The sequence below is a fragment of the Shimia sp. R9_2 genome (genome assembly GCF_017743735.1).
In the GTDB taxonomy this organism is placed as follows: Bacteria; Pseudomonadota; Alphaproteobacteria; order Rhodobacterales; family Rhodobacteraceae; genus Shimia.
In genome coordinates this window covers 1-1218 of sequence record NZ_JAGHRO010000024.1, presented here as the reverse complement: position 1 = coordinate 1218, position 1218 = coordinate 1, and the positions used below count along the sequence as shown (strand labels likewise).

The following is a 1218-nucleotide window of genomic DNA, read 5'->3' as shown; positions in this document are numbered from 1 at the left end:
TGATCCTCCCCCACTGAAGTGGTCCGCCGCTATGTTTAGGAAAACGGAGGATTCACGATGGGAAACAAGCGACACAAGCCCGAGGAAATTGTCACGAAGTTACGACAGGTTGAGGTGCTTGCCGGGCAAGGAATGGCGCGGGTCGATGCGATCCGGGAAGTTCGCATAACCGAGCAGACTTATTAGCGCTGGCGCAAGCAATATGGTGGGATGGGAACCGACCAACTCAGGGAGCTCAAACGTCTTCAGAAAGAGAATGAGCGGCTGAGAAAGGCTGTGTCCGACCTCACTCTGGACAAACTCATTCTGGCGGAAGCTGCGAAGGGAAACTACTGAGCCCCGCGCGTCGCCGGACCTGTATCGATCACGTGCGAAGTCAGTTTCGGATTTCTGAACGTCGTGCTTGTCGCGTGTTGAAGCAGCACCGATCCACACAACGAAAGTTGCCAAAGGGCCGCGCTGATGAAGAGAGATTGGTTGCAGATATGATTGAGCTGGCCCGTCAGTATGGCCGATACGGTTACCGCCGGATCGCGGCATTGCTAAGAGACGCGGGCTGGCAAATCAACGATAAGCGTGTGGAACGTCTGTGGCGTCGTGAGGGGCTGAAAGTGCCAATGAAACAACCCAAGAAAGGACGGCTCTGGCTGAATGATGGTTCCTGCGTCCGGTTGCGTCCAGAGCGTCGCAACCATGTCTGGAGCTATGATTTTGTTCACTGCCGGACCGATGATGGGAAGGTGTTTCGCACCTTGAACATCCTCGACGAACACAGCCGGGAATGTCTGGCAATCAGGGTGAAGCGCAAGCTGAACTCTGGTGATGTGATTGATGCTTTGAGCGATCTGTTCATTCTGCGCGGCGTGCCTGCCTACATCCGCTCTGACAACGGCCCGGAGTTCATTGCGCAGACGGTTCAGGACTGGATCAAAGCCGTCAGAGCCAAGACCGCCTACATCCAGCCAGGCAGCCCATGGGAAAACGGATACTGCGAAAGCTTCAACGCCCGGTTCCGGGACGAGCTTCTAAACGGTGAAGTCTTCTACAGCCTGCGTGAGGCACAAATCCTGATCGAACAATGGAGGAAACACTACAACACCAAACGACCGCATAGTGCTCTGGGTTACCGCCCACCAGCGCCGGAAACCGTCGTCCCGATGGATCAGAGGCCAGTCATGCACTAACAATCAAACCGGACCACTTGGGTGGGGCTGATCA

Annotated in this window: 1 pseudogene; it reads left to right on the top strand. The window is 55.5% G+C overall.

Annotated elements, in window-relative coordinates:
- The first annotated feature begins 57 nt into the window (after positions 1-57).
- Positions 58-1184, top strand: a pseudogene (locus tag J7400_RS21105) (IS3 family transposase).
- Positions 1185-1218: the final 34 nt, after the last annotated feature.